The 25,341-nt window shown below is 64.6% G+C and carries 19 protein-coding genes and 1 pseudogene; 11 read left to right on the top strand and 9 right to left on the bottom strand.

Annotated features, from left to right (window positions below):
• Nucleotides 1-2 precede the first annotated feature (2 nt).
• Together metH and AC0L3C_RS24200 are read left to right on the top strand one after the other, a co-directional pair.
• Nucleotides 3-3,866 carry a methionine synthase gene (metH, locus tag AC0L3C_RS24205; protein ID WP_473409145.1) on the top strand — a complete coding sequence of 1,288 codons (3,864 nt, stop codon included), beginning with the start codon at nucleotides 3-5 and terminating at the stop codon, nucleotides 3,864-3,866.
• 428 nt (nucleotides 3,867-4,294) lie between these two features.
• Nucleotides 4,295-5,302, top strand: a complete 1,008-nt coding sequence (locus AC0L3C_RS24200; protein ID WP_473279398.1) for a DUF3592 domain-containing protein — start codon at nucleotides 4,295-4,297, stop codon at nucleotides 5,300-5,302.
• 261 nt (nucleotides 5,303-5,563) lie between these two features.
• Here AC0L3C_RS24200 and AC0L3C_RS24195 read toward each other — a convergent pair whose 3' ends face one another.
• A complete protein-coding gene (locus AC0L3C_RS24195; protein ID WP_473409144.1) occupies nucleotides 5,564-6,193 on the bottom strand; it encodes a glutathione S-transferase family protein in 630 nt (209 codons plus the stop codon).
• 153 nt (nucleotides 6,194-6,346) lie between these two features.
• On the opposite strand from AC0L3C_RS24195, the pseudogene AC0L3C_RS24190 reads away from it, so the two are divergent.
• Nucleotides 6,347-6,552: pseudogene (locus tag AC0L3C_RS24190) on the top strand (threonine/serine dehydratase); the annotation flags it as partial.
• Nucleotides 6,553-6,745: 193 nt separating this feature from the next.
• On the opposite strand, the gene AC0L3C_RS24185 reads toward AC0L3C_RS24190, so the two are convergent.
• Together AC0L3C_RS24185 and glpK are read right to left on the bottom strand one after the other, a co-directional pair.
• Entirely contained in the window at nucleotides 6,746-7,339 is a 594-nt protein-coding gene (locus AC0L3C_RS24185) for a GNAT family N-acetyltransferase (protein WP_473409143.1), read from the bottom strand.
• Nucleotides 7,340-7,605: 266 nt separating this feature from the next.
• Nucleotides 7,606-9,111, bottom strand: a complete 1,506-nt coding sequence (glpK, locus tag AC0L3C_RS24180) for a glycerol kinase GlpK (protein WP_473264535.1) — start codon at nucleotides 9,109-9,111, stop codon at nucleotides 7,606-7,608.
• Between the two features lie 183 nt (nucleotides 9,112-9,294).
• Here glpK and AC0L3C_RS24175 point away from each other — a divergent pair, with 183 nt between their 5' ends.
• Nucleotides 9,295-10,671 carry an MBOAT family O-acyltransferase gene (locus AC0L3C_RS24175; protein WP_473409142.1) on the top strand — a complete coding sequence of 459 codons (1,377 nt, stop codon included), beginning with the start codon at nucleotides 9,295-9,297 and terminating at the stop codon, nucleotides 10,669-10,671.
• Nucleotides 10,656-11,549 carry a hypothetical protein gene (locus AC0L3C_RS24170; protein ID WP_473409141.1) on the top strand — a complete coding sequence of 298 codons (894 nt, stop codon included), beginning with the start codon at nucleotides 10,656-10,658 and terminating at the stop codon, nucleotides 11,547-11,549. Before AC0L3C_RS24175 ends, AC0L3C_RS24170 begins: the two co-directional genes overlap by 16 nt.
• 14 nt (nucleotides 11,550-11,563) lie before the next feature.
• Here the strand turns inward: AC0L3C_RS24170 and AC0L3C_RS24165 are convergent, their stop codons facing one another.
• The 6 genes from AC0L3C_RS24165 to AC0L3C_RS24140 all read right to left on the bottom strand — a co-directional run bounded on the left by AC0L3C_RS24165 (nucleotide 11,564) and on the right by AC0L3C_RS24140 (nucleotide 19,586).
• Nucleotides 11,564-12,337, bottom strand: a complete 774-nt coding sequence (locus tag AC0L3C_RS24165; RefSeq protein ID WP_473264530.1) for an SDR family NAD(P)-dependent oxidoreductase — start codon at nucleotides 12,335-12,337, stop codon at nucleotides 11,564-11,566.
• A 161-nt stretch (nucleotides 12,338-12,498) separates the two neighbouring features.
• Nucleotides 12,499-13,641, bottom strand: a complete 1,143-nt coding sequence (gene pimD / locus AC0L3C_RS24160) for a pimeloyl-CoA dehydrogenase small subunit (protein ID WP_473409140.1) — start codon at nucleotides 13,639-13,641, stop codon at nucleotides 12,499-12,501.
• A gap of 132 nt (nucleotides 13,642-13,773) precedes the next feature.
• Nucleotides 13,774-14,964: a pimeloyl-CoA dehydrogenase large subunit gene (gene pimC, locus AC0L3C_RS24155; protein WP_473409139.1), complete on the bottom strand. Its 1,191-nt coding sequence runs from the start codon at nucleotides 14,962-14,964 to the stop codon at nucleotides 13,774-13,776.
• Nucleotides 14,965-15,117: 153 nt separating this feature from the next.
• Nucleotides 15,118-15,600 (bottom strand): thiolase family protein, encoded by a 483-nt coding sequence (locus AC0L3C_RS24150; RefSeq protein ID WP_473409138.1) that lies wholly within the window; start codon nucleotides 15,598-15,600, stop codon nucleotides 15,118-15,120.
• Nucleotides 15,597-17,291 (bottom strand): dicarboxylate--CoA ligase PimA, encoded by a 1,695-nt coding sequence (gene pimA / locus AC0L3C_RS24145; protein WP_473409137.1) that lies wholly within the window; start codon nucleotides 17,289-17,291, stop codon nucleotides 15,597-15,599. Before pimA ends, AC0L3C_RS24150 begins: the two co-directional genes overlap by 4 nt.
• A gap of 198 nt (nucleotides 17,292-17,489) precedes the next feature.
• Nucleotides 17,490-19,586, bottom strand: coding sequence for a 3-hydroxyacyl-CoA dehydrogenase NAD-binding domain-containing protein (locus AC0L3C_RS24140; RefSeq protein ID WP_473279409.1), 2,097 nt, complete (start codon nucleotides 19,584-19,586; stop codon nucleotides 17,490-17,492).
• Between the two features lie 128 nt (nucleotides 19,587-19,714).
• Here AC0L3C_RS24140 and AC0L3C_RS24135 point away from each other — a divergent pair, with 128 nt between their 5' ends.
• The 6 genes from AC0L3C_RS24135 (at nucleotide 19,715) to AC0L3C_RS24110 (ending at nucleotide 25,331) form a co-directional block, all read left to right on the top strand.
• Nucleotides 19,715-20,581, top strand: coding sequence for an IclR family transcriptional regulator (locus AC0L3C_RS24135; protein WP_473409172.1), 867 nt, complete (start codon nucleotides 19,715-19,717; stop codon nucleotides 20,579-20,581).
• 66 nt (nucleotides 20,582-20,647) lie between these two features.
• Nucleotides 20,648-21,445, top strand: a complete 798-nt coding sequence (locus tag AC0L3C_RS24130; protein WP_473264524.1) for an ABC transporter ATP-binding protein — start codon at nucleotides 20,648-20,650, stop codon at nucleotides 21,443-21,445.
• Nucleotides 21,442-22,155, top strand: coding sequence for an ABC transporter ATP-binding protein (locus AC0L3C_RS24125; RefSeq protein WP_007599709.1), 714 nt, complete (start codon nucleotides 21,442-21,444; stop codon nucleotides 22,153-22,155). Before AC0L3C_RS24130 ends, AC0L3C_RS24125 begins: the two co-directional genes overlap by 4 nt.
• An 11-nt stretch (nucleotides 22,156-22,166) precedes the next feature.
• On the top strand, nucleotides 22,167-23,045 hold the full coding sequence (locus tag AC0L3C_RS24120; protein WP_007599708.1) for a branched-chain amino acid ABC transporter permease: 879 nt from the start codon (nucleotides 22,167-22,169) through the stop codon (nucleotides 23,043-23,045).
• Between the two features lie 2 nt (nucleotides 23,046-23,047).
• Nucleotides 23,048-24,064 (top strand): branched-chain amino acid ABC transporter permease, encoded by a 1,017-nt coding sequence (locus AC0L3C_RS24115; protein ID WP_473264522.1) that lies wholly within the window; start codon nucleotides 23,048-23,050, stop codon nucleotides 24,062-24,064.
• A gap of 31 nt (nucleotides 24,065-24,095) precedes the next feature.
• The gene (locus AC0L3C_RS24110) at nucleotides 24,096-25,331 is read left to right on the top strand and encodes an ABC transporter substrate-binding protein (RefSeq protein ID WP_473279411.1); all 1,236 of its coding nucleotides are present in this window, start codon (nucleotides 24,096-24,098) and stop codon (nucleotides 25,329-25,331) included.
• Nucleotides 25,332-25,341 lie beyond the last annotated feature (10 nt).

The raw sequence follows: 25,341 nt of genomic DNA, 5'->3' as shown, positions 1-25,341 counted from the left end.
CCATGATCGTATCCACTTCTCCCAAGCGAACCGCCCTGCTCGACGCCGCGCGCGAGCGCATTCTCGTGCTCGACGGCGCCATGGGCACGATGATCCAGAACCTCCAGTTCGACGAGGCCGCCTTCCGCGGCGAGCGCTTCAAGACCTTCCATCGCGATTTGCGCGGCAACAACGACCTCCTGATCCTGACCCAGCCGCAGGCGATCGAGGACATCCACGCCGCCTATTTGCGTGCCGGCGCCGACATCGTCGCCACCAACACCTTCTCCACGACCTCGATTGCCCAGGCCGATTACGATCTCGCCGACATCGTCTATGAGATGGCGCGCGAAGGCGCCCGCCTCGCCGGCAACGCCGCACGCCGCGTCGAGGCCGAGGACGGCAAGCCGCGCTTCGTGGCCGGCGCGATCGGACCGACCAACCGCACCGCCTCGATCTCGCCCGACGTGTCCAATCCCGGCTACCGCGCCGTCACGTTCGACGATCTGCGCAAATCCTATGGCGAGCAGATCAACGGCATGCTCGACGGCGGCGTCGATCTGCTGCTGGTCGAGACCATCTTCGACACGCTGAACGCCAAGGCTGCGCTCTACGCGATCGCCGAGATCACCGAGGAGCGCGGCATCGACATGCCCGTGATGGTGTCGGGCACCATCACCGACAAGTCCGGCCGCCTGCTGTCCGGCCAGTTGCCGGAAGCGTTCTGGCATTCGGTACAGCATGCGAAGCCCGTCACCATCGGCTTCAACTGCGCGCTCGGCGCGGAAGATCTGCGCGCGCATATCGCCGACATCGGCCGCGTCGCCGATACGCTTGTTTGTGCCTATCCCAATGCCGGCCTGCCCAACGAGTTCGGCCAATATGACGAGACGCCGGAATACATGGCGCGCCTGGTTGGAGAGTTCGCCCGCGATGGCCTCGTCAACATCGTCGGCGGCTGCTGCGGCACCACGCCGGACCATATCGCGGCGATTGCGGCTGCGGTCGCGCCGCACAAGCCGCGCATCGTGCCGGAGATCGAACCTCGCCTGCGGCTCTCCGGCCTCGAGCCGTTCATCCTGACCGACGCCATTCCTTTCGTGAACGTCGGCGAGCGCACCAACGTCACCGGCTCCGCCCGCTTCCGCAAGCTGGTCACCGCCGGCGACTACACCGCCGCGTTGCAGGTCGCGCGCGACCAGGTCGAGAACGGCGCGCAGATCATCGACGTCAACATGGACGAGGGTCTCCTGGACTCGGAAGCCGCGATGGTGACCTTCCTCAACCTCGTCGCCGCCGAGCCCGACATCGCCCGCGTACCCGTGATGGTCGACAGCTCGAAATTCTCCGTGATCGAGGCCGGCCTGAAATGCGTGCAGGGCAAGCCCGTCGTCAATTCGATCTCGATGAAGGAAGGCGAGGACAAGTTCATTCACGAGGCCAAGATCGCCCGCCGCCACGGCGCGGCCGTCGTGGTGATGGCGTTCGACGAGGTCGGCCAGGCCGACACGTTCGCCCGCAAGACCGAGATCTGCAAGCGCGCCTACGACATTTTGGTGAACCGCGTCGGCTTCCCGCCGGAAGACATCATCTTCGATCCGAATATTTTCGCGATCGCAACCGGCATCGAGGAACACAACAATTACGGCGTCGACTTCATCGAGGCGACGCGCTGGATACGCAAGAACCTGCCGGGCGCGCACATTTCCGGTGGTGTATCCAATTTGTCGTTCTCGTTCCGCGGCAACGAGCCGGTGCGAGAGGCCATGCACTCGGTGTTCCTGTATCACGCCATCAAGGCCGGCATGGACATGGGCATCGTCAATGCCGGGCAGATGATCGTCTATGACGACATCGATCCCGAATTGCGCCAGGTGTGCGAGGACGTCATCCTCAACCGCGACCCCGGTGCGTCCGAGCGTCTGCTGGCGCTAGCGGAAAGATTCCGCGGTAACAAGACCCAGACCAAGGAAGCCGATCTCGCCTGGCGCGAATGGCCGGTGGCGAAGCGGCTGTCGCATTCGCTGGTGCATGGGATCACCGAGTTCATCGAGCAGGATACCGAGGAGGCCCGCAAGGCTTCGAAGCGGCCGCTCGACGTGATCGAGGGACCGCTGATGGCGGGCATGAACGTGGTCGGCGATCTCTTCGGCGACGGCAAGATGTTCCTGCCGCAGGTGGTGAAGTCGGCACGCGTGATGAAGCAGGCTGTCGCCTGGCTGATGCCGTTCATGGAAGAGGAGAAGGCGCGCAACCTCGCCAACGGCATCGGCACGGAAGGCTCCTCGTCCGCCGGCAAGATCGTGCTCGCGACCGTCAAGGGCGACGTCCACGACATCGGCAAGAACATCGTCGGCATCGTGCTCCAGTGCAACAACTACGACGTGATCGACCTCGGCGTCATGGTGCCCGCGGCCAAGATCGTCGAGACCGTGAAGGCGGAGAAGGCCGACATCGTCGGGCTGTCCGGCCTGATCACGCCCTCGCTCGACGAGATGGCATTCTTCGCCGGCGAATTGCAGCGCGAAGGCCTCAAGCTGCCGCTGCTGATCGGCGGCGCCACCACGAGCCGCGTGCATACGGCGGTGAAGATCGACCCGAGCTATCGCGCCGGCCCCGTGGTGCATGTCAACGACGCCAGTCGCGCGGTGGGTGTTGCATCTGCTCTGTTGTCGCCCGAGAGGCGCGAGGCCTATGCCGCCGAAGTCCGGGCCGAATACGCAAAGATCTCGGATGCGCATATGCGCGCCCAGGCCGACAAGAAGCGGCTGAAGCTGGCGACCGCCCGCGCCAACCGCGTGCCGGTCGACTTTGCCGCGAACAAACCGGTGAAGCCGACCTTCCTCGGCACCAGGAGCTTTGACGACTACGATCTCGCCGAGCTGGTGCCCTATATCGACTGGACGCCGTTCTTCCAGACCTGGGAGCTCGCCGGGCGCTTCCCCGCCATCCTCGACGATGCCAAGGTCGGCGAAGTCGCGCGCTCGCTCTACGAGGACGCGCGCAAGATGCTCGACCTGATCGTCAAGGAGAAATGGTTCCGCGCGCGAGCCACCGTCGGCTTCTGGCCGGCCAATGCGCAGGGCGACGACATCGTGCTCTATGCCGACGAGAGCCGGACCAGGACGATCGCGACGCTGCACACGCTGCGCCAGCAGCTCGAGAAGCGCGAGGGCCGTTTCAACGCGGCGCTGTCCGACTTCGTCGCGCCTGTAGGCACCGGCGTGCCCGATTATGTCGGCGGGTTCGTCGTCACCGCCGGCATCGGCGAGGATGTGGTCGCCGACCGCTTCAAGATGGCCAATGACGACTACTCCTCGATCCTGTGCAAGGCGCTGGCCGACCGCCTTGCGGAGGCCTTCGCCGAGCGCATGCATGCCCGCGTCCGCCGCGAGTTCTGGGCCTATGCGCCGGATGAGGCGCTCTCGACCGACGATCTGATCCTCGAAAAATACCAGGGCATCCGTCCCGCCCCCGGCTATCCCGCGCAGCCCGATCACACCGAGAAGGCCACGCTGTTCGACCTGCTCGACGCCGAGAACACTGCCGGCGTGAAGCTGACCGAGAGCTTTGCGATGTGGCCGGGCTCTTCCGTGTCGGGGCTCTATCTCGCGAATGCCGAGAGCTATTATTTCGGCGTTGGCAAGATCGAGCGCGATCAGGTCGAGGATTATGCCGCGCGCAAGGGCATGAGCGTCGCCGAGACCGAGCGCTGGCTCGCACCGATCCTGAACTACATCCCGGCGCGAGAGAGCGCGAGCGACAAGGCGACCTTCGTGGCAACACCGGCCAACGACGAAACGTCGGAGGAGCTTGCCTCGCATCCGCCGGGCTGCACCTGCGCCGTGCACCTGGTCTGGCAGAAGAAGCGCGCGGGCGCGGGCTAGGCGCCCTCCAAACACAAAACGAGAAATCAACCCCATGCACAGTAGGCATGGGGTTGAAAAAGCACGATAAATTCGGCCTAACCGAAATTGCTTGCGGCGTCGGGCAAAACACCTGTAACATTCCATCATCGCCGACCGTGTCCGTTTGATACTCGCTGCCCCGTCCGCCGCGATCATGGGCGCATGCCAGACGTTCGATGTCGTCCTGGCGAAAGCCAGGATTCATACCGCGTCCATCGGTGACCATCGCTGGCACTCCCGAACGACCAATCCTCGCCAAATGACCCGCTGGGGTCATGGGTCCTGGCTTTCGCCAGGACGACATTGGTGAAGCAACGCCCGGCGTGTGCCGGGCAACGCGCAGCATCGAACGCAACGCGTGTTCGCTGCGACCAATGCCGGTCGCCGCCGAAGCGCAGGGGAATCGGATGCTGAACGCCCAACAATTGATGTGGACCCAGATTGCCGCCGGCATCGCCGTGCTGCTGTTTGGATTGACGCTGTTCAACCTGGTCCGCATGCGCGGCCGGATGGTGGCGGCGCGGAGCTGGGACAAGGTCGAGGGCATCATCACGGTCTCGCGGGTCGACCAGCCGGCGGCGCATTCCTCGGACGACCGGAACGACGCCAAGCCCATCATCCGCTACCGCTATCAGGCCGGCGGCCAGGAGCTGGAAGGCGACAAGGTCTTTGTCGGCGGCACCGTCATCACCACGAGGGTCCTGGCCGCAAAACTGACCGGACGTTATCCGGTCGGCGCCCATGTCGACGTCCATGTCGATCCCAAGCAGCCGACCGAGGCGCTGCTGGAGCCCGCCGCCGCGCAGAACGTCGCGGCACTGGTGGCGTTCACAATGGTGTTCGGCATCATCGCCGCCACCCTGACCGCGCATTCGTTCGCAGGCCACGTGCTCTACGCCGACAAGGGCGTCCCGCTATTCGCGTTCGCGGTGCCGATCATCGTGCTCGTGGGCGGGGTGTTCCTCGCCGCCGATTATGTCCGGACGCGCCGGCTGGCGAGCGCCAGCCTGCGCTGGCCGACCGCGTCGGGCAGGGTCATCCATTGCGACGTGATCGAGGAAATCATCGAAGAGAAGACCGAGCACGACAATCGACCGACGACGTCAAAGCTCGTCCACCGCTATCAGGTCGACCTGCGCTACGCCTACAGGGTCGGCAAGCGCGACTTCATCGGCACCGAAGTCGATTGGAACGGCACCATGATCTCCGGCCTGCGCGAGGTCGCCGAAGAGGCCGCGGCGAAATATCGGCCCGGGAAGAGCGTCCAGGTCTATTACGATCCGGACCAGCCGGGGCAGGCTGTGCTGGAGCCCGCAAGCCGGAAAGGCGCGCTGGGGCCGCTGATCGGTGCCGCGGTCTGCGCGGTCGTCGGCGGCCTGTTCCTGATGATCCTGATCAAAATCGGGTTTGCGTAGCGACGCTTCTCCTCGCCTGCGCAGCACGATCGCATATGGCGTGCACGATGCAACAGCATCGGCAGTGGGCTCCCTCTCCCACTTGCGGGGAGGGCTGGGGTGGGGGGTCTCCGCGTTGGCGTTGTCGAGAATTACGGAGGATGTCCCCCGTGTGGTGAGAGCCCTCACCCGCCGCGCGCGGGACGATGCTTCGCATCGCCCGGAGCAAGCCGCGCCGTCCTCGTGAAATCCCCTGCAATTGCGGGAGAGCCTGAAAACGGCTCACCCCTTCGGCGGTGCCAGCGGCTGCACGATCTCCTTGAACGGCGCCAGCGCCTCGCAAGCGGCGGCATGCGCCGACAGCGCCGGATACCGCGACGGCTCGAACAATTGAGGGTGCGCCTCGCGGGTGAAGCGGACGACGCAGGCCACCGCGATGTCGGCGTGACCGATGCGATCACCTAACCAGTACGGCGTGGTCACCTTGGCGCGCTCGGCCTCCAGCGCTTTCAGCACGTCCGCGATCTGCGCTTCGCAACGCTGCACCCACAGCGCAAGCTGCTCCTTCCGCAACACGCGCTCGTAGAGCAGGCTCACCGCCTTGTCGCCGAGACCGGAGGCGAGCGCGCAGATGCGCAAATGACGCCGGCGCTCGGCGCCGGAGCGCGGCAGCATCGCCTTCTCCGGCCCGACCAACTCGTCGAGATAATCGAGGATGACCGTGCTCTCGATCAGCGCCTCGCCGTCGTCGAGCACCAGCGTCGGCACGCGTCGCAGCGGGTTATAGGGCGCGATCTTCTCGGCATCGCCGAAGGTCGACCACGGCTTGTGCTCGAAGGCGAGGCCGTAAAGCCGCAGCGCGATCGCGACACGGCGGACAAAGGGGGAATCATATTGGCCGATCAGGAACATGTTTTGCGCTCTTCTGGCTTTGGACAAGGCAGGGCCAATCAGTTTCCACGGCAAGGCCGCAGTGGCGCAAGCAAAATCACGGAAGTGGAGCATTGCGCCGGATGCAACGGCACCGCGACAGCGTCCGCCGGATGCGCTGTCAAGGACGGTATCATGACAGCAACAATGGACATCAATCGGGAGCGGATCGCGGCGACTGAGGCCGTCATCCGCCCGCACATACGGCGCACGCCGCTCGTCCAGCCGATCTCGCTGATTTTGGCCTGCCGTCCGCACCGGTCATTTTCAAGCTCGAGCTGTTGCAGCATTCCGGATCGTTCAAGGCGCGCGGTGCCTTTGCCAATCTGCTGTTGCGCCAGCGGCGAGCGGGTCACGGTGCTGGTTTGCGGCGCCAACACCAATGCGGTGAATTTCAACGGCTAACGAGGGTCGTGATGCCGGCACTCCGTCATTGCGAGCACAGCGAAGCAATCCAGGATCTCTCGGCGGAGACAGTCTGGATTGCTTCGTCGCAAGGGCTCCTCGCAATGAGGGTGGGGAGGCAGCTGCGCACTAGCCGATAATCGGCACATGCTTTGCCGCCGTCCGCGGCGCGGTGCCATTGAGACGCGGGTCGTCGGCGACCTCGATCTGGCGCCGAAATGCACGGAAGCCTGAGCGCTGGTAGAATGCGACGGCCGACGGATGATCGAAGGTGCAGGTGTGCACCCAGACGCGGGACAGATCGTGTGACCATGCGACCTCAAGCGCGCGGTTCATCATAAAGCGGGCGGCACCGCTGCCGATCAGTTTCGCGGTGACACCGAAATACACGAGCTCGCACTGGCCGGCCTCGCGAAAGTCCAGCTCCAGCAGGCTTTCATCGTGGCCATCCACGCCAAGCGCATAGACCTCGATGCCCGGTGCGTGGACGATTGCGGCGAGCTCGGCGTCGTTCATGCGCGCGCGCGAGAACCACAACCACTCTTCGCCCACGCGGCGATGGAGGTCGCTATACCAATGAAGCGCGGGGGTATCGACCTTGCGAAGGGTCCAGGCGCCGGGAGGATCGTCACGCAGCGCCGGGCGCGCGGTCATCTCGAGATGCGTGACGACGGCAGCGATCTTGCCGGCGGGAACGTCGGAATAGCCGTCGGGGAGGATCATGGGATGCGTCCCTTTGAAGCTGAACGCCGGCCACACCTTCCGTGTCGTCCTGGCGAAAGCCAGGACCCAATACCACAGCTGGTCGCGGTTGCGGCAGGTTGGGGCGACCAGCGGTCCAAGGCAACTTAGCTCGGTGGTTATGGGTCCTGGCTTTCGCCAGGACGACGGCGGAGTTTGTGGATACGCCTCATTCACCGCGGCGTCAGGGTAGTCGCTTCTGGAGACCCCCGGATTTCGCTGCGCTCCATCCGGGCTACGAGACCGGCCTAACCCTCGCCCTCGTCGCTTGCCAGCACGCCCTTCACCGCCCTCGCCCAGCCCGCGAGCTTCCGCTCGCGCGTGGCCTGGCTCATGTTCGGCTTGAAGCGATGCTCGAGGCGCCAGTTGTCGGCGAACTTCGTCGGCTCGGGATAGACGCCGGCCTGGAGGCCCGCGAGATAGGCGGCGCCCAGTGCCGTCGTCTCCTGGATCACGGGGCGATCGACGGGCGCGTCGAGCAGGTCGGCGAGGCGCTGCATGGTCCAGTCGGATGCGGTCATGCCGCCATCGACGCGGAGCACGACGCTTGCGGTTTCCGAGCTTGGCCAGTCGGCGCGCATCGCGGCCCAGAGGTCAAACGTCTGGTAGCAGACGCTTTCGAGCGCCGCATGGGCAAGCTCGGCCGGGCCGGTGTTGCGGGTGAGGCCGAACAGCGCGCCGCGCACGCGCGGATTCCAGTACGGCGCGCCCATGCCGACGAAGGCCGGGACGAGATAGACGCTCTGCATCGAGTCGGACTGATCAGCAAGAGGTCCAGTCTCGGCGGCATGCTTGATGATGCCGAGGCCGTCGCGCAGCCATTGCACCGCGCTGCCTGCGACGAAGATCGAGCCTTCGAGCGCGTAGGTGCGCTTGCCGCCGAGCTGGTAGGCGATGGTGGTGAGCAGCTTGTTCTTCGAGGCCACGGGCGTGGTGCCGGTGTTGAGCAGGGCGAAGCAGCCGGTGCCGTAGGTCGACTTCATCATGCCCGGGCGGAAGCAGGCCTGGCCGATGGTCGCGGCCTGCTGGTCGCCGGCGATGCCGGAGATCGCAATCGCGCCGCCGAACAGGTCCGGCGTGCTCTCGCCGAAACGGGCGGAGGAATCCTTCACCTCGGGCAGCATCGAGCGCGGCACGCCGATGATCTCCAAGAGCTCGTCGTCCCACTCGCCGGTGTGGATGTTGAACAGCAGCGTGCGCGAGGCGTTGGTGGCGTCGGTGGCATGCACCTTGCCGCCGGTGAGGCGCCACAGCAGATAGCAATCGACGGTGCCGAACATCAGCTCGCCGCGGGCGGCGCGCGCCCGTGCGCCGGGGACGTGGTCGAGAATCCAGGCGACCTTGGTGCCGGAGAAATAGGGATCGATGATCAGGCCGGTCTTCTGCGAGATCACGGGCTCGCGGCCGTCGGCTTTCAGCTTGGCGCAGATGTCGGCGGTGCGGCGGTCCTGCCAGACGATGGCGCGGTGCACGGCCTGCCCGGTCGCGCGGTCCCACACCACGGTGGTCTCGCGCTGGTTGGTGATCCCGATCGCGGCGATGTCCTTTGCGCTGATGCCGGCCTGCGCGATCGCGTCGCGGCAGACCGTCACGGTCGAGGTCCAGATGTCCTCAGGCTCGTGCTCGACCCAGCCCGAGGCGGGGAAATGCTGCGGAAACTCGGCCTGCGCCTTCGCCGCAATGGAAATGTCGCCGCGAAACACGATCGCGCGCGAGGAGGTGGTGCCCTGGTCGATGGCGAGGACGAAAGACATGGAAGCAAACCTTGGCGTTGTCTTTGACGTTGTCCCTGAGGGGATGATTGTGTCGGCCCAAAAAGGAGCGGATTGGAGGCGGAAGGTCAAGCCCGCCGCGCTCGTCTGGGCAAGCGAGGCGTGCGGAGGGGCTAGGACAGAGAATGCGAAAATGCTACATGCCGGGCGGGCAAATGGGGCGGCATGACCTTCACTTCTTTTCAGTTCGGCATCTTCGTCGCGATCGTGTTCGGCGTCTATTACCTGCCTTCCCTGCGCGGCTTCCAGGTCCCGTTGCTCGTCCTCGCAAGCGTGTTCTTCTATGGCTTCGGCCAGCCGGAGCTGCTGCCGCTGCTGCTCGTCGCGGTGCTCGGCACCCATCTCTGCCTGGTGCTTGCGTTCGATAATCGAACTTTCTGGATGCCGGCCGGCATCGTCTTCAATCTCGGCCTGCTGGCGTTCTTCAAATACAAGTTCCTGTTCGTTGACGCCGCCGCGACCCATCTCACCGGCACCGCGCCGATCGACTTCCTGCTGCGGCTGCCGCTGCCGATCGGCATCTCGTTCTTCGTGTTCCACAACATCAGCCTGCTGGTCGACCTGATGCGCGAGAAGCGCACCGTGCGCTTGCGCGAGGTGTTCCTCTACATCATCTTCTTTCCGCAGCTGGTGTCCGGCCCGATCACGCGCGCGGCCCAGTTCATGCCGCAGATCGTTCCCAAGCGGATCGGTGACGTTGCCTTCGTCGAGGCCGCGAAATGGATCCTGGTCGGCTATTTCTTCAAGCTGTATGTGGCGAACAATCTCAACGAGATGACGTCCTATATGGACTTCCCGCTCTACGAGACGCTGCGCACGCAGGACCGCTGGCTGCTGGTGTTCCTCTACAGCTACCAGATCTACGCCGACTTCTTCGGCTACTCGGCGATCGCGCTCGGCCTCGGCCTGCTGTTCGGCTATCGCCTGCCCGTGAACTTCAACCTGCCCTACATCTCGACCTCGTTCTCGGAGTTCTGGACACGTTGGCACATCTCGTTGTCGAGCTGGCTCAAGACCTATTTGTACATTCCGCTCGGCGGCAACCGTCATGGACCGGCTCGAACCTGCCTCAACCTCATGATCGTGATGACGCTTGGTGGACTCTGGCATGGTGCCAGCCTGAGCTACGCCCTGTGGGGCATGGCGCACGGAATCCTGCTCGTGATCGAACGACCGTTCCTGAAGCTCCTGGGCGATCGAAGCCCGGCGGTGCGGGTGATCCGGATGGGCATCGTGTTTCTTCTGCGTCACGATGCTCTGGATCTTCTTCAAGCTGCCGAACTTCGACCACGCGCTCAGCTACCTCAAGGGAATGTTCATCGCGACGGACACGCCCAATCCGCCAAAACTGTTCACCAACCTCGCTTTGCTCTATGCCTTGCCGGTTATCATCCAGCATGTCGGCATCGGCGCGCTGGTCGAAGGCCGGTTGCGGCGATGGGAGCCGTATCTCTATGGCGCGCTCGCGGCGCTCGCCTGTCTCGAGGCGGGGCCCGACAGCACCTTCATCTACTTCCAGTTCTGACATGCAGCAGAATTTAACGCTTTCATGGCTGATCAAGTGCGCGGCGGCTGCAGCCGCGCTGCTGCTGGCCTGCGCCTTCACGACGGCGCGCTTCGGCTCGGCCCTGCAGCAGCCGGCGGTCACGACCCGCGGCGGCAGCCTGATCAGTCTCAACCGCTATGTGCGGGATCCCACGCCTGAAGTCGTGGTGGTCGGCAGCTCGGTCGCCTGGCGCCTCAAGGAGGAGTATTTCTCGCCGCCGCGCGTCCGCAATCTTTCGTTGGCGGGCGGCTCGCCGGTGACAGGTCTCGAGATCGTCGCGAACCGGCCGAACCCGCCGAAGATCGTGCTGATCGAGACGAATGTCCTGACGCGCGAGTCGGACAGCGCGCTGATCGAGAAATTTTCCGGCGGCGCGGGCACGGAAGCGCTGCTGTTGCGCCCGGTGCGAACAGCGGTCGCGGGCTATGAAACGTGGAAGCACGGTGAACCCGATCCCGCCCGGGCGCGCGCCGAGCGGGATCGCCTGCTCAGCCAGCCGCCGGGCACGTTCGACAACAAGGTCTATCTCGACCGTGCGCTGGAGCAGATGAACGAAGCTGACCCGACCGTGCCGGTACGCGCGAATGTGGTCCGCGTCAGGCAGCTCATCGACGAGCTGCAGCGGCGCGGCACCCGCGTGTTTCTGATCCACGTTCCGTTTGCGCCGGAGATCGAAGGCTCCCGCATGGTCCGGATCACCAACGAGATCGTCAACGAAGCCTTCCCGGATCGCGCGCTTTGGCTGCCGATCGATCCGCCGCGACGCGAGCTGCGTTGGGACGACGGCGTGCATCTCGACGAACGTTCGGCCCTGATCGTCGTCCGCGCCATCGAAAGCGCCATCGAACGCACCTTGGCCGAGCGCCGCCCGTAGCGGACGAGCGGCGACTACGGCGCCGCCGTGGTCACGCCCCCGTCGATGACGATGGTCTGTCCGGTCATGAAGCTCGACGCATCCGAGGCGAGGTAGGCGACTGCGCCCGCGATTTCGTCGGGTTCGCCGATGCGGCGAAGCGGCGTGGTGGCGGTGCGGCGCTTCAGATTCGCTTCGTCTTCCCACAGCGCGCGGGCGAAGTCGGTCTTGACCAGGCCGGGCGCGATGCAGTTGACGCGGACGCCTTTCGGGCCCCATTCGCCGGCGAGCGAACGACACAGCGCGAAGTCGGCGGCTTTCGAGATGCCGTAGGCGCCGATCACGGTCGAACCGCGCAGGCCGCCGATCGAGGAGATGATGACGACGGAGCCGTTGCCGCGCTCGGCCATCTGCGGGATCGCCAGCGCGGAGAGCCAGATGTTGCTCTTGACGTTGCTGCCCATGATCTTGTCGAAGGCTTCGTCGGTGATGTCGAGCAGCGGGCCGTAATACGGGTTGACGGCGGCGTTGCAGACCAGGATGTCGATCTTGCCGTAATGCTTGGTCGCGCCCGCGATCAGCGCCTCGACCTCCTGCTTGCGCGCGATGTTGCAGGGGATGACGGTGGCGTCACCACCGGCCGCCTTGATGCCATCGACGACCTCCTGGCACGCGTCGGCCTTGCGCGAGGAGACCACCACTTTGGCGCCGAGTTTTGCGAGCAGCTCGGCGGAGGAGCGGCCGATGCCGCGGCTGGAGCCGGTGACCACGGCGACCTTGCCGGTGAGATCGAACGGGGTGTTTTTCATTGGTGTCGGGGTCCCTGCGTCCACTTGTTCGGTGTCATCGCCCGGCTTGACCGGGCGATCCCGTACGCCGCGGCTGAAGCTGTGTGAACGAACAGCCGCCGCGGAGTACTGGATGCCCCGGTCAAGCCGGGGCATGACAGTCTTCGTGTGGCCGGCTCAGTTCAGATCAACCCGCCACCATCCGCCACGCGGCGCTGGTGGTAGTCGGTGTCACCGAACGAGTTCTCAATCATGGTCAGGCGTTTGAAATAGTGGCCGATCTTCGCCTCCATGGTCATGCCGATGCCGCCGTGGAGCTGGATCGCCTGCTGTCCGACGAACTTCAGCGATTTGCCGATCTGCACCTTGGCCGCCGCAACGGCGTTGCTGCGCTCCTTGGCGTCCTCGAAATCAGCAGCCATGGTCGCGAACATCGACATCGATCGCGCCTGCTCGGCGGCGACGAACATGTCGGAGGCGCGGTGCTGCAGCGACTGGAACGAACCGATCGGCACGCCGAACTGCTTGCGCGTCTTAATGTACTCGACCGTGGTCTTCAGCGACTCGTCCATCAGGCCGACCGCTTCGGCGCAAAGCGCGATGCGAGCTTCGTCGACCACACGCTCGATCAGCGCGAGCGATTCGTCGGGATTGCCGAGCGCCGCATCGGCACCGATTTCGACGCCGGTGAAGGTGATGTCGGCGGCATGCAGGCCGTCCTGGGTCGGGTACGACTTCTTGGCGACGCCCTTGGCGTCGGCCGGCACCAGGAACAAACCGATGCCGCTCTTGTCGCGGCGCTCGCCCTTGGTGCGCGCGGTCACGATGAGGGTGTCGGCGTTCTCGCCGTTGAGCACGACGAACTTCTCGCCGTCGATGACCCAACCGTCGCCCTTCTTCTTCGCCGTCGTGGTGACGTCGAAGAGATCGTAGCGCGAGTTCTTCTCGAGCTGGGCAAAGGCGAGCGTCTTGCTGCCGTCGACGATGCCGGGCACATGCGCGGCCTTCTGCGCATCGCTGCCCGCATGGCGCAGGAAGCCGCCGCCGATCACGACGGTTGCGAGATAAGGCTCGAGCACCAGCGCCTTGCCGAGCGCCTCCATCACGATCATGGTCTCGACGCCGCCGCCGCCAAAGCCGCCATCGGCCTCCGCGAAGGGCAGACCGAGCAGGCCCTGCTCGGCGAGCTTGCCCCAGACGGTTTTGCTCCAGCCGCCCTTCTCCTTCATGTACTTCTTGCGGCTCTCGAAATCGTAGGAATCGGTCAAGAGGCCGTCGATGCTTTCCTTGAGAAGCCGTTGCTCCTCGTTCAGATCAAAATCCATGTTCTTTGCTCTCCGGTATCGATGTCGTCATGCCCGGCCTTGTGCCGGGCATCCACGTTCTTTCGTAGCGCTAGGCGTGGATGGCCGGGTCAAGCCCGGCCATGACGGTGAGTGCGTGTTGATAGTGTACGATCAAAGCCCCAGCACCGCCTTGGCGATGATGTTGCGCTGGATCTCGTTGGAGCCGCCGTAGATCGAGACCTTGCGGTTGTTGAAGTAGCTCGGCGCGATCTGGGCGGTCCAGTCCATGGCTTCGTTCGAGCCGTCATCGCCGTGGACATCGTAGGGTGCCGCGAACGGGCCGATCACTTCCATCAGCAGCTCGGTGGTGGTCTGCTGAATCTCGGAGCCCTTGATCTTCAGCACGGAGGATGCCGGATTGGGCTTGCCCTTGCCATGCTTGCCTTCGTCGGCGACGACGCGGAGCTGCGTCAGCTCGAGCGCCTTGAGCTCGATCTCGCAGGCCGCGAGCTTGTCGCGGAAGCCCGCGTCCTGGATGATCGGCTTGCCGCCGGATTCGACCTTGCCGGCGAGATCGCGGATGCGGCGGAGCCGCTCCTTGGAGACGCCGACCCGGGCAATCCCGGTGCGCTCATTGCCGAGCAGGAATTTCGCGTAGTCCCAGCCCTTGTTCTCCTCGCCGATCAGGTTCTCGATGGGCACTTCGACGTCGTCGAAGAACACCTCGTTGACCTCGGCGCCGCCGTCGATGGTCTGGATCGGGCGCACAGTGACGCCCTTGGACTTCATCGAGAACACGATGAAGGAGATGCCCATCTGCTTCTTGGCGGAGGGGTCGGTGCGGCAGAGGCAGAAGATCATGTCGGCGTGCTGGGCGAGCGTGGTCCAGGTCTTCTGGCCGTTGATGATCCATTTGTCGCCCTTGCGCTCGGCCTTGGTCTTGAGCGAGGCGAGGTCGGAGCCGGAGCCGGGCTCGGAGAAGCCCTGGCACCACCAATCGTCGACATTGGCGATGCGGGGCAGATACTGCTTCTTCTGCTCTTCATTGCCGAAGGTGTAGATGACGGGGCCGACCATGCTGACGCCGAAGGCGAGCGGCTGCGGCGCCGGGTAGGACTGCAGCTCCTCGTTGAAGATGTAGTGCTGCACGGAGGTCCAGCCGGTGCCGCCATATTGCTTGGGCCAGTGGCTGACGCCCCAGCCCTTCTTGTTGAGGATGCGCCACCACGTCACCATCTCGTCCTTCGAGAGGTGGCGGCCCTCGACCAGCTTGCGCCGCGTATCCGGCGGCACGTTGTCGCGGAAGAATGATCGCACTTCCTCGCGAAACGCCTGCTCTTCTTTCGTGAATGCGAGATCCATCGGATCCTCCTGTGAATGTCGTCCCGGCGAAGGCCGGGACCCATAACCACCGACCTTCGTTGTCTTGCGAAGGCCATTGTTGTTCGTGCGCCAAACTCCTGCTGCGGAGTATGGGTCCCGGCTTTCGCCGGGACGACGGCTACTGGACCAGAACTACTGCAACACCTCGAAAAGCCCCGCCGCGCCCATGCCGCCACCGACGCACATGGTGACGACCGCGTACTTCGCCTTGCGGCGGCGGCCTTCGATCAGAGCGTGGCCGGTGAGACGCGCGCCCGACATGCCGTAGGGATGGCCCACCGCGATCTCGACGCCGTCGAAAATCACCGAACGTGCGGCGAGCGCGATCGCCTGCAGGCCCGAGGCGCATTGCCGGTCGATGGTGGTGCCGGCGACGGTGACGGGGAGACCGGCACGGAGCAGCGCCTTGCGCGCGATGTTGCCGCCGGTCGCGCCCTGTTGCAGCGCAGCGCCCATCACGACGTCCTCGACCTCCTTGGGGTCGACCTTGGCGCGCGCGACGGCTTCGCCGATGGCGTGGCCGAGCAGGGTTGCGCCCTCGGTGGCGTTGAGCGCGCCGCGATAGGCCTTGCCAATCGGGGTGCGAGCGGTGGAAACGATGACGGCGTCGGTCAAGAGCGATCTCCTGATGCAAGTCGGGTGGCAAGTTGGGCGGATTGTGATGGTTTCTGCTGCTGGCGCAACTCATGGCGCGACAGCTTTCCGACCGGCGTGCGCGGCAGATCGTCGACGAAGTCGACCTCCGCCGGCAATTCGTGCTTGCCGAGCTTGCCGGCGAGCTGCGCGCGCAGTTCGTCGAGCGAGAACGGATTTGCGCCGGGCCTGAGCTTGATGAAGGCTTTTGCGGCCTCGCCGCGATAGGAGTCGGGAATGCCGAGCACGATCACCTCGTGCACGCCTGGTAGGGTGTAGATCGCCTGCTCGATCATCTGCGGGTAGACGTTGAAGCCGCCGGAGATAATCATGTCCTTCTTGCGGTCGACCAGGAAGAAATAGCCGTCGGTGTCGACATAGCCGATGTCGCCGGTGACGAAGCGGCCGTCGACGAAGGCCTCCGCGGACCCCTCGGGCCTGTTCCAGTAGCCCCTGGTGACGTTCGGGCCCTTGATCCGGATCTCGCCGACTTCGCCCGGCGGCAATACGCGTCTCGGATCGTCCAGCGCGACGACGTCGAGTTCGATGCCGGGCAGCATCAGGCCGATCGAGCCCGGCTTGTCGGGACCGGTGGGCGGATGGCCGGTGCCGGGCGAGCAGGTCTCGGTCATGCCCCAGCCGCTGCGGAGCTTCTTGCCGACCTTGCGTTCGAAGAAATTTGCGACCTCCACCGGCAGCGGCGCACCGCCGGAGCCGATGGTGGCGAGCGAGGAGAAGTCGCGCTTGTCGAGATCTGGGAGCGCGGCGATCGCGATCCACATCGTCGGCACGCCGGGGAAATAAGTCGCGCGCTTGATTTCGATGTCGCGCATCACCGCTTCGACGTCAAAACGCTGATGCAGCGAGATCAGATAGCCGCGGCTGAGCGAGGACAGCAGCACGACAGTGAGCGCATAAATGTGGAACAGTGGCAGCACGCAGATCACGCGCTCGACGACGTCGCCGCGCGTCGCGCGCGACGGCTTGCCCCAGACGTCGTAGATCGACACGGCCGAGGTGAGGTTGCCGTGGGTCAGCATCGCGCCTTTGGGCAGGCCGGTGGTGCCGCCGGTATATTGCAGCAGCGCGACATCGTCGGCGTTCACTTGCGGCCACTCTGCCGGCGCGGTTGCGCCCTCGACAAATGCCTTGAAGGTGACGATCCGGGGATCGCTGGGGATCGCAGCCTGCGGTGTGCCGACCTTGCCCCAGTTGTCGTCCTCGCAGACGACCAGGCGATCGATCAGGCCCTTCTCCAGGAATTTCAGCGCGGTCGGCAGCAGCGCCGCGAGGTTGGTGGTGACGAGCAGGCGCGAACCGGAATCGGAGACCTTGTGCGTCAGCGCGATCTCGCCGTCGAGCGGCGACAGATGCGCGACACGGGCGCCTGCCTTCAGTGCGCCGAAGAAATTGACGGGATGATCGGGCGTGTTGCCGAGGAACAGGGCGATGGAAGTGTTCTTGCCGCAGCCGGCGCGCAGGAACGCGGCAGCCGCACGCTCCGCCATCGCGGCGAGTTCGGTGTAGGTGATCGGACGATCCCGGAATTCCAGCGCGGTGCGTGGGCCGTACTCCGCGGCGGCTTTTGCCAGCAGGTCAGGCAGCGTGCCCTGGACGATGGTGTCGTCCCAGCGCACGCCCTCGGGATAAAACTGTTCGCCGGGATGGGTCATTAAGGGTCGTTACTCTGCAAACGTGAGGCGGGCACGGACAGACGGGCTCCCTTCCCCCTTGTGGGGAAGGGTTGGGGAAGGCGGTGGCCACAAGCGCCGGCGCCCGGGGCTACCCCCCTCCCTGACCCTCCCCCACAAGGGGGGAGGGAACGGAGAGAGCGTTGCTCGGGGCGAGACATCACAGCCACCCCAATACCATCACGCCGCTTTCGAGCCCGCCGCGAGCGAGGCGAAGGTCTTGCCCTCCTCCGCGAGCTTCTTCAGCAGTGGCGCGGGCTCGAGGCTGGGGTCATTGGTCTCCTTCGCATAGAAGGAGAGTCGATCGGCGATGTGCTTGAGGCCGACGGTGTCGGCCCAGAACATCGGGCCGCCGCGGTAGATCGGCCAGCCATAGCCATAGAGCCAGACCACGTCGATATCGGACGGGCGCGCGGCGATACCTTCTTCCAGGATCTTCGCGCCCTCGTTGATCATCGGATACATCATGCGTTCGAGGATCTCGTCGTCGCTGACGACGCGCTTCTTGCGGCCCAAACGAAGCAGGGTCTCGTCGATCAGCTTCTCGACTTCCGGATCCGGTAGCGCCGAACGGGAGCCGGCTTCGTATTTGTAATAGCCCTTGCCGGTCTTCTGGCCGAAGCGGCCGGCTTCGCAGAGCGCGTCCGCGATCTCCGACTTGATGCCGCGGTCCTTGCGCGAGCGCCAGCCGATGTCGAGGCCGGCGAGGTCACCCATCGCGAACGGCCCCATCGGCATGCCGAATTTCGTCACGACGGCGTCGACCTGCTGGGGCAAGGCACCTTCGAACAGCAACTTCTCCGACTGCTTGCCGCGCTGGGCCAGCATGCGGTTGCCGACAAAGCCGTCGCAGACGCCGACCACGGCCGGCACTTTTGCGATTTTCCGTGCGATGTTGACCGCGGTCACGAGGGCATCCGGCGCGGTCTTGTCGGCGCGCACGATCTCACACAGTTTCATGACGTTGGCGGGCGAGAAGAAGTGCATGCCGAGCACGTCCTGCGGACGCTTGGTCGACTTCGCGATCTCGTCGATGTTCAGGTAGGAGGTGTTGGAGGCGAGCACGGCGCCCGGCTTGACGTATTGGTCGAGCTTGCCGAACACTTCCTTCTTCACTGCCATGGTCTCGAACACGGCTTCGATGACGAGGTCGGCATCGCCGACGTTCTCGATGCCCACGACGCCGTTGATCAGCGCCATGCGCTTGGCGGGCGCATCCGCCGGGATGCCCCCGCGCGCCGCGGTCGCTTCCCAGTTCTTCTGCATGATGCCCATGCCGCGCTTGAGCTGCTCCTCGCCGGTCTCGATCAGGGTGACGGGAACGCCGGCATTGGCAAAGGACATCGCGATGCCGCCGCCCATCGTGCCGGCGCCGAGGATGGCGACGCGGTTCACGGGCCGCGGCTTGGTCCCTTCAGGAACGCCGGCGATCTTGCTGGCCTCGCGCTCGGCGAAGAAGGCATAACGCTGCGCCTTGGACTGATCGCTGGCGACGAGCTTCAGGAAGCCCTCGCGCTCCTTCTTGAGGCCCTCGTCGAACGGCAGGTCGATGGCGTAGCCGACGGCGTCGGCCGCCGCGAACGGCGCTTCCAGGCCGCGCGCCTTCTTGGTCATGGCGGCAACCGCATTGGTGAAGATCGAGCGATCGGCCTTGGCCGCCGCGATCTTGGAGTCGTCGTCACGCAGGCGGCGCAGCGGACGCTTTTCAGCCAGCAACTTTCGTACGAAGGCTTCGCCTCCGGCGGCCGGGCCCTCGACGATCTCCTCGATCAGGCCGTTCTTCAGCGCTTCCGCCGCACCGATCGGATCACCGCCGACGATCATCTTGACCGCGAGCTCCGGTCCGACCGCGCGCGGCAGGCGCTGGGTGCCGCCGGCGCCCGGCAGCAGGCCGAGCTTCACCTCGGGCAGGCCGAGCTTGGCTTCCTTCACCGCGACGCGGAAATGACAGGCGAGCGCGACCTCGAGGCCGCCGCCGAGCGCGGTGCCGTGGATCGCGGCCACGACCGGCTTTGGTGAATTCTCGATCTCGGAAAGCACATCGTTAAGGCCGGGTGCCTTCGGCGGCTTGCCGAATTCAGTGATGTCGGCGCCTGCGATGAAGGTCCGGCCGGCACAGGTCAGCACGATGCCCTTGATGGCGGGATCGGCGACCGCGGCCTTGATGCATTCCAGAATTCCGCCGCGAACCGCGGCGCTCAGCGCGTTGACCGGAGGGCTGTCGACCGTGACGATCCCGACTTCGTCATGACGCTCAAGCTTGACCACTTCGCTCACGGTGTCCCTCCTTGGTGGGGTAACTTTTGTTCAATTTCGCACTGCGGAATTTAATTCCGCATCTTGACGGCAGGGTTATTTTGAAGCACGTGGCTTGTCAACGACTCCGCGCAAGAAGCAGATCCGGGATGAAGCGTACAGGAAAGAAGACCGCGACCGATCGGAATTTCGTCGTCGCGCTTTCCCGCGGACTAGACGTATTGCGCGCATTCCAGCCCAGCGACGGACTTCTTGGCAATCAGGAAATCGCAGCCCGTACCAACTTGCCCAAGCCGACGGTTTCGCGGCTGACCTATACCTTGACCAAGCTCGGCTATCTGACGCCGGTTCCCCGCTTCGAGAAATATCAGCTTGCGCCAGCCGCGATGGCGCTCGGCTACGCCGCGTTATCCAATCTCGGCGTTCGGCATTTGTCCGAACCGTTCCGCGAGGAAATGATGCGCGCGACCGGCGGAGCCGTTGCTGTCGGCGGCCGCGACCGTCACAGCATGATCTATTTCGGGCAAAGCCGCGGCAGCGAGACGGTCGGCGTTCAACTTGACGTCGGCTCCCGCGTGCCGATTGCAACCAGCGCGATGGGGCGCGCCTATTTCTGGGCGCTGGAGGAAAACGATCGGGCGGAACTGTCTCGTGTCTTGCGCGAACATTACGGCAGCCGTTGGCCCAAGATGCGCGACGGGCTGGAACGTTCCGGCGAGATCGTCGCGAAATACGGATTTGCGATTTCGGTCGGCGACTGGCACGACGACATCGGCGCCGCCGGCGTCGCGCTCAGGCTCAACGACGGAACCGGCCCTTACGCATTCAATTGCGGCGCGCCGGCATTCCGCTTCACGGAAGAGCGTTTGATCAACGACATTGGACCGCGTCTGCTTGCGATGGTAAGGAACATCGAAGCGGCACTTGGGGGTCTGATGCCGCATTCCAAAAAAGACGTCAGCAAAAAGCTGAAATCAGGAGGGAAAGTTGCGCGTGTGGCCGAGGGGATCAGATAGCCTTTGTCATCATCGGGAGTGGTTCACATCGCTCCTTCGCTCACCGAACAGAGTGGGCGAGACGAGATGACGCAGGCACAGCTCGCGCAGGGGACATCGCCCCTGCTCGCGGTTCGCGACGTCAGCGTCGTGTTCGGCGGCATCATTGCGCTCAACGGCGTGTCCTTTGACATGCACAAGGGCCAGATCCTCGGTTTGATCGGCCCCAACGGCGCCGGCAAGACCACGCTCTTCAACTGCCTCTCGCGGCTGTACCAGCCGTCGTCCGGCGACATCCTGATGGAGGGCGCGAGCATCCTGACGCGCCCGCCGCACCGGATCGCGGAGATCGGCATCGGCCGCACCTTCCAGAACGTGGCGCTGTTTCCGAACTTGTCGGTGATGGACAATGTCCGCGTCGGCACCCATGCCCGCACCTCCAGCGACATCATCAGCGACTCGCTGCGGCTGGCCTGGGTTCGCCGCAGCGAGAGCGACGTCAACAAGAAGGTGCATGAGATACTCGCCTATCTCGACCTCGAGGACGTCGCCCACACCGTCGTGTCGGGCCTGCCGTTCGGCACGCAGAAGCGCGTCGAGCTGGCGCGCGCGCTCGCTGCCGATCCGAAGATCCTGCTGCTCGACGAGCCCGCCGGCGGCCTCAACCACGAGGAAGTCTACGTGCTCGGCGACCTCATCCGCCGTATCCGCGACGAACGCCACATGACCGTGCTGCTGGTCGAGCATCACATGGGCCTCGTGATGTCGATCGCCGACCACGTCGTCGCGCTGAATTTCGGCAAGAAGCTCGCGGAAGGCACGCCCGCCCAGGTGCAGGCGGATCCCGACGTCATCAAGGCCTATCTCGGGAGCAAGGACCAATGACGACACTGCTCAACGTCAAGGACCTGCGCGCCTATTACGGCCAGGTCCAGGCGCTCCACGGCCTGTCCTTCTCGCTTAGCGAGGGATCGCTGACCACGCTGCTCGGGGCCAACGGCGCCGGCAAGACCACCACGCTGCGCGCGATCTGCAACATGGTGCGCTCGACCGGCGGCATCGAGTTCGACGGCAAGCCGCTGAACAACCGCTCCACCGAAAGCATCGTGCGGTTCGGCATCGCCCATGTGCCGCAGGGCCGCGGCACCTTCACCACCATGACGGTGGAGGAAAACCTCCAGCTCGGCGCCATCACCCGCAAGGACAGCGCCGGCATCGTCTCCGACATCGAGCGCATGTATGCGCATTTCCCGGTGCTCAAGCAGCGCCATACCCAGCAGGCCGGCACGCTCTCGGGCGGCGAGCAGCAGATGCTCGCGGTCGCCCGCGCCCTGATGCTGCGGCCGCGGCTGATGCTGCTGGACGAACCTTCGTTCGGCCTGGCGCCGCTGGTCGTGCGCGACCTGTTCGGCATCCTCGGCAAGATCAATCGCGAGGACAAGGTGTCGATCCTGGTGGTCGAGCAGAACGCCCAGCTCGCGCTCGAGCTCGCCGACCAGGCCTATGTGATCGAGACCGGACGCATCGTGATGTCGGGCAACGCCAAGGACATCGCGAACAACGAAGAAATCCGCAAATCCTATCTGGGTTACTGAGGAGCCGGCAGATGGAGCTGTTCACCAACCAAGTGCTGGCCGGCATCGCCACGGGCGCGATCTACGCCTGCATGGCGCTCGCCGTGGTCATGATCTACCAGGCGATCGACCATCTCAACTTCGCGCAGGGCGAGATGGCGATGTTCTCGACCTTCATCTCCTGGCAGCTGATGCAATGGGGCATCCCCTATTGGGCCGCCTTCGTGATCACGCTGGCATTGTCCTTCGTCGGCGGCATCGCGATCGAGCGCATCCTGTTCAAGCCGCTCGCCAAGGCGCCGGTGCTGACCAACGTCGCCGGCTTCATCGCGCTGTTCGCGATCATCAACTCCTCCGCCGGCCTGATCTGGGACTTCACCATCAAGCAGTATCCGACCCCGTTCGGCTCCTCGCCGTTCCTCGGCAGCCAGCTGATCTCGACCCACCAGGCCGGCATGATCGGCGTCACGGTGCTGCTGCTGCTCGGCCTCTACTTCTTCTTCCAGTACACCAAGATCGGCCTCGCCATGCGCGCGGCCGCCTCCGTGCCTGAATCGGCCCGGCTGGTCGGCATCAACACCAGCTGGATGATCGCGCTGGGCTGGGGCATGGCGTCCGCGATCGGTGCGATCGCCGGCATGCTGATCGCACCGGTCGTGTTCCTCGAGCCCAACATGATGGGCGGCGTGCTGATCTACGGCTTCGCCGCGGCGGTGCTCGGCGGACTGACCAGCCCGTTCGGCGCCGTGGTCGGCGGCTTCCTGGTCGGTGTCTTCGAAAACCTCGCCGGCACCTACATTCCCGGCGTCGGCAACGAGCTGAAGCTCCCGATCGCGCTCGCGCTGATCATTTCCGTCCTGGTCGTCAAACCCGCTGGCCTGTTCGGCCGGCAAATCGTCAAGCGAGTTTGATCATGAGCGCTGCAGAAGACGTCGTCACGGAAGCCCCGGCCGTCGAGGCGGTTCCGAAGCGGGCGATGACGCTGGGCACGGGCACCTCCCTGTTGGTGCTGGCGGTGCTGTTGGTCGTGCCGGTGTTCGTCAAGAACTTCATCATCTTCCAGATGACGATGCTCCTGATCTACGGGCTCGCGGTGCTGGCCTTGAACATCCTGACGGGCGGCTCCGGCCAGTTCTCGCTGGGCCAGAGCGCCTTCTACGCCGTGGGCGCTTATACGTCGGCGGTGCTGATGGAGTACTTCAACGTCAACTATGCGCTGACAATTCCGGTTTCCGCGGCGGTCTGCTTCGCATTCGGCTACCTGTTCGGCAAGCCGGCGCTGCGGCTGTCGGGCGTCTATCTCGCGCTCGCGACCTTTGCGCTTGCCACCGCGATGCCGCAGCTGCTGAAGCTGAACTTCCTCGAGCACTGGACGGGCGGCGTGCAGGGCCTCGTCGTCACCAAGCCCGACGCGCCGTTCGGGCTGCCGATGTCGCAGGACACGTGGCTCTACTACTTCTCGCTCGCCGTCGTGCTCGCGATCTACATCTTCTCGGTCAATCTGCTGCGCTCCCGCTCGGGCCGCGCCTTCATGGCGATCCGCGACAACGAGATCGCGGCCTCCTCGATGGGCGTCAACGTCGCACTGTACAAGACGCTGGCCTTCGGCGTGTCCGCCGGCATCACCGGCGTTGCCGGCTCGCTTGGCGCCATCGCCGTGCAGTTCGTCGCGCCCGACAGCTACACGATCACGCTGGCGATCTCGCTGTTCCTCGGCATGGTCGTCGGTGGCGTCGGCTGGCTGCCCGGCTCGTTCGTCGGCGCAGCCTTCATCATCTTCGTGCCGAACATGGCGGAGGGCATCTCCAAGGGCCTCTCCGGCGCCGTATTCGGCGTACTCCTGTTCGCCGTCATCTATCTCGTGCCGCACGGCGCGAGGCAGATCGCGATCATGGGCCAGCAACTCGTCGGCCGGCTCAGAAAGAACTGACAACCCGTTGATTAAGCCAAGGAGACCCGAATTGCTTTTTGAAAGAACACTGCGAACCGCTGCGCTGGTAACGGCAACGGCGGTCATCACTCTCACCTCCGGCGCCGCATTCGCCCAGAAGAAATACGACACCGGCGCATCCGATACCGAGATCAAGATCGGCAACATCATGCCGTACAGCGGTCCGGCCTCGGCCTATGGCATCATCGGCAAGACCGAAGAAGCCTATTTCAAGATGATCAACGACAAGGGCGGCATCAACGGCCGCAAGATCAACTTCGTCACCTATGACGACGGCTATTCGCCGCCGAAGGCCGTCGAGCAGGTCCGCAAGCTGGTCGAGAGCGACGAGGTGATCGTCGTGTTCAACCCGCTGGGCACGCCCTCGAACAGCGCGATCCAGAAGTATTTGAACGCCAAGAAGATCCCGCAGCTGTTCGTCGCCACCGGCGCCACCAAGTGGAACGACCCGAAGAACTTCCCCTGGACCATGGGCTGGCAGCCCTCCTACCAGAGCGAAGCGCAGATCTACGCGAAATGGCTGTTGAAGGAGAAGCCGGACGCCAAGGTCGCGATCCTTTATCAGAACGACGATTTCGGCAAAGACTACCTCAAGGGCACCAAGGACGGCCTGGGCGCCAAGGGCGCGTCCATGATCATCATGGAAGAAAGCTACGAGGTGTCCGAGCCCTCGATCGACGGTCACATCGTCAAGATCAAGGCGGCCAATCCCGACGTCCTGCTGATCTACGCGACGCCGAAGTTCGCGGCCCAGACCATCAAGAAGACCGCCGAGCTGAGCTGGAAGCCGCTGCAGATCCTCACCAACGTGTCGATCTCGGTCGGCAGCGTGATGAAGCCGGCCGGCTTCGAGGCCGCGCAGGGCGTGCTGTCGGCCGCCTATGCCAAGGACTCCACGGACCCGCAGTGGGCCAACGACCCCGGCATGAAGAAGTGGAACGAGTTCGTCGACAAGTACATGCCGGGTGCCGACAAGTCCGACACCAGCATGGTCTACGGCTACGGCGCCGCGTCGACGCTCGCCAAGGTCCTGGAGATGTGCGGCGACGATCTGACCCGGGCCAACATCATGAAGCAGGCGGCCTCGTTGAAGGATTTTGCACCGGACACCTTGCTGCCCGGCGTCAAGATCAACACCGGACCCACCGACTTCGCCCCGATCGCGCAGCTTCAGATGCAGCGCTTCAAGGGCGAGAAGTGGGAACTCTTCGGCGAGATCATCAGCGGCGACATCGCCACCGAGTGACACCCTGACG

This window comes from Bradyrhizobium sp. WSM4872 (assembly GCF_055811715.1).
Note: the sequence above shows the minus strand (reverse complement) of the source record. Positions and strands in the feature narration are given on the sequence as shown.